The organism is Actinosynnema sp. NPDC023658 (assembly GCF_040639995.1).
In the GTDB taxonomy this organism is placed as follows: domain Bacteria; phylum Actinomycetota; class Actinomycetes; order Mycobacteriales; family Pseudonocardiaceae; genus Actinosynnema.
Genome location: NZ_JBFAAX010000707.1, coordinates 1 through 2,983 on the forward strand (window position 1 = coordinate 1; position 2,983 = coordinate 2,983).

Consider the following 2,983-nt stretch of genomic DNA (forward strand, 5'->3'; position numbering starts at 1 on the left):
CGGCAGGCGGCTGGTGTGCCTCTACGGGCACCCCGGCACGCCCTCGCTCGGCGTGCTGGGCGAACAGGGCGTCCAGGAAGGCATCGCGCGGGCCAAGCAGGTGGCCGACCAGTACGCACCGCTCAGCGACGTGCCCGTGGTGCCCGCGTTCGAGGTCATCGCGACCGTCGCGCACGGCGCACCCGGCCCGGACGGCGACTACTCGGGCGAGGCGAGCGTGGACTCCCTGCGCCCCTGGGTCGAGCAAGCCGGTCAGGCGGGGATGTACGTCGTGCTCGACCTGCAACCCGGCCGGGCGCGGCTGCTGGACCAGGCGCGCATCTACGCGCCGCTGCTGAGGCTGCCGAACGTCGGCCTCGCCGTCGACCCGGAGTGGAAGCTCGCGCCCGACCAGGTGCCGTTGCGGCAGACCGGCGGCGTCGACGCGGCGGAGGTCAACGAGACGATGGCCTGGCTCGCGGACCTGACCGCGCGGGAGTCGTTGCCGCAGAAGCTGTTCGTGATCCACCAGTTCACGCTCTCGATGATCCGGGACGAGCCGTCACTGGCCACGCACGACGAACTGGCCCTGCTGATCCACATGGACGGCCAGGGCACGACCGGCCAGAAGGTCTCGACCTGGAACGCCGTCGTGGCCGCCCGCCCGACCGGCGGTGTGCCGATGGGCTGGAAGAACTTCTACGACGAGGACCACCCGATGCTCACCCCGGAGCAGACGATGACCTACGAGCCGAAGCCGCTGATGATCTCCTACCAGTGACCCGACGCGTCCGCCCGCGCGGACGCCTCGGCAAGGTGGGTTCAGGTGCGCCGGAAAGCCTGGTCGGACCGATTCCGGGCGGAGGGATCAGGCGTCGCCGCGCATCGAGCGGCGGATCTCCTCCAGCTTGTCGAGACCGGCCTGCCGCCGTGCCTCGAACCGGTCCTCGACCGCCTGGGCCTCCGGGATGGCGTCGGCCAGCTCACCGGCGCCGATGCCGGTGGCGACCCGGTTCTCGATCCGGTCCCGGACGTGCTCGAAGGTCGGCACGCCGTCGTCGGTGTAGTCGGTCGGCGGCACCACCGCCGGCGGCGTCCCGTACTCGACGATCTCGGCGTCGATCACCGGTTCCGCGTCCCCGCTCATCGTCCACTCCGTTCGCCGTCCGACCCCCGAGACTACCTCGTGGGCCCGCCGCGCGAGTCCTGGTGGTGGGCGTCCGCCACACCCACCACCAGGACGTCCTCGGGTCGGCGGGTCGGTTCGACGCCGATGCCGGACGTGCTCCGGGAGGTGTGACCCGGAGGTGTCGCTCAGAGGTGTGGCGACCGCGGCAGCCCGAACAGGTCCAGGAGGGCGTTGTCGTGGAACCGGGTCAGGGCGGTGATCCGGTCGCCGGCCAGGGTCAGCACCAGCAGGCCGTGCGGCTGGGGGGTCGAGGACCCCGCGTCGCGGGCGTAGAAGCCGAACGCCGGTTGGCCGTTGGCCCGGGTCGGGAGGAGCAGGTGCCGTCGGTCGTCGCGCAGCGCGACCTCGGACAGGAAGTGCCCGATGGCGTCGAGGCCGCGGTACTCCTGGGGGAGCGGCGGCATGGTGAGCCGGGCGTCGTCGGTCAGCATCGCCACGACGGCCTCGACGTCGCCCGCCTGGAACGCGCGGGTGAAGTCCTCGACGAGACGGCGTTCGCGCGGTGACTCGGGCAGCGGGCCGGGCACGTGGTCCGGACCGAGGTCGTGCGCCAGGGCGGCCCGTGCCCGCTTCAACGCGCTGGTGACGGCGTTGTCGGTGGTGTCGAGGATGGCCGCCACCTCGGACGCGCGGAACTCCAGGACGTCGCGCAGCACCAGCACCGCGCGCTGCCTGGCCGGCAGCTGCTGGAGGGCGGTCAGGAAGGCCAGCGACACCGACTCGCGGACCTCGTAGCGCGCCTCGGGGCCGGGCGTGTGGTCCGCGAGCTGGTCGAGCAGCAGGTCGGGGTAGGGCTCCAGCCGCAGCGGCTCGGTCCGGTGGGTCGGCTCCGGCAGGGGGAACGACGGCCGCTGGTCCGCCGCGGGCCGTCGGGCGGTGTTCCGCAGCGCGTTGAGGCAGCGGTTGGTGGCGATCCGGTACAGCCAGGTCCGCACCGACGCGCGCTCCTCGTACCCGCCGATCCCGCGCCACGCCGCCAGCAACGTCTCCTGCACCAGGTCCTCGGCGTCCTGGACCGAGCCGAGCAGCCGGTAGCAGTGCAGCTGGAGCTCGCGCCGGTAGGGCTCGACGAGCTGCCGGAACGCCTCGCCGTCCCCGGCCCGCGCACTCCCGAGCAGTTCCTCCGCCGGACCCGGGGCTCGGGACGGGGCGGTGTTCCCGGTCGACGGGCTTCCCTGCATGTGGCTTCCTCCGCGTTGGTCCTGTTCGCGTGCCGACGCCGACTCGGGCGTGGGCGAACCGCATGCGAGTGTCCGGCATGGCCACCGCCGTCACCAACCCCGCAGGCCGCAGCGCTGCGGGACGGGTCAGTCCAGGCGCAGGACGGTCTCCTCGACCTCGGCGTCCCGGCCCGCCGCGTAGGAGGTCTCGGTGCCGACGACGGTGAAGCCCGCCTTCCCCAGCACCCGGAGCGAGGCGAGGTTGTCGCTCGCGGCGCGGGCGTGCAGGGGCCGGACCCCGACCACGTCGAGGAACTGCGCGAGGGCTTCGCCCGCGACCCCGCGGCCCCAGAACGAGCGGTCGATCCAGTAGGTGATCTCGGTGTCGCCCTCCACGACGAAGCAGCCGATGCTGCCGACGAGGTCCCCGTCGAGGGTCACCGCGCGCAGGGTGATGTCGGGAGAAGCCCTCAACCTCGCCATGTGGGCGTCGAACGCCTCGCGGTCGTCGGGGTCCTTGGCGGTGAAGGCGGCCATGCGCACCGACTCCGGGTCGCGCATCTGCTCGAACAGGGCGTCGAGGTCCGAGTCCTCGACCGACCGCAGTGCCACCCGTGCCACTGGTGCTCCCCCCACTCCGCCTGGACTCGCGGCA

Annotated in this window: 4 protein-coding genes; 1 reads left to right on the forward strand and 3 read right to left on the reverse strand. The window is 72.9% G+C overall.

Features of this window, described 5'->3' with window-relative positions:
* On the forward strand, positions 1-760 hold a 760-nt coding region (locus AB0G02_RS33515), incomplete at its 5' end, for a hypothetical protein (RefSeq protein WP_360802374.1).
* Positions 761-847: 87 nt separating this feature from the next.
* Here AB0G02_RS33515 and AB0G02_RS33520 read toward each other — a convergent pair.
* From AB0G02_RS33520 to AB0G02_RS33530, 3 genes are all read right to left on the reverse strand, one after another.
* Positions 848-1,126, reverse strand: a complete 279-nt coding sequence (locus AB0G02_RS33520) for a hypothetical protein (RefSeq protein WP_360802377.1) — start codon at positions 1,124-1,126, stop codon at positions 848-850.
* Positions 1,127-1,293: 167 nt separating this feature from the next.
* On the reverse strand, positions 1,294-2,349 hold the full coding sequence (locus tag AB0G02_RS33525) for an RNA polymerase subunit sigma-70 (RefSeq protein WP_360802380.1): 1,056 nt from the start codon (positions 2,347-2,349) through the stop codon (positions 1,294-1,296).
* A gap of 126 nt (positions 2,350-2,475) precedes the next feature.
* Positions 2,476-2,949: a GNAT family N-acetyltransferase gene (locus AB0G02_RS33530; RefSeq protein ID WP_360802383.1), complete on the reverse strand. Its 474-nt coding sequence runs from the start codon at positions 2,947-2,949 to the stop codon at positions 2,476-2,478.
* Between the last annotated feature and the right edge of the window lie 34 nt (positions 2,950-2,983).

Excerpts from the sequence above, each read along its gene's own strand:
- AB0G02_RS33520 (WP_360802377.1), bottom strand. The coding sequence starts at position 1,126 with ATGAGCGGGGACGCGGAACCGGTGATCGACGCCGAGATCGTCGAGTAC.
- AB0G02_RS33525 (WP_360802380.1), bottom strand. The coding sequence starts at position 2,349 with ATGCAGGGAAGCCCGTCGACCGGGAACACCGCCCCGTCCCGAGCCCCG.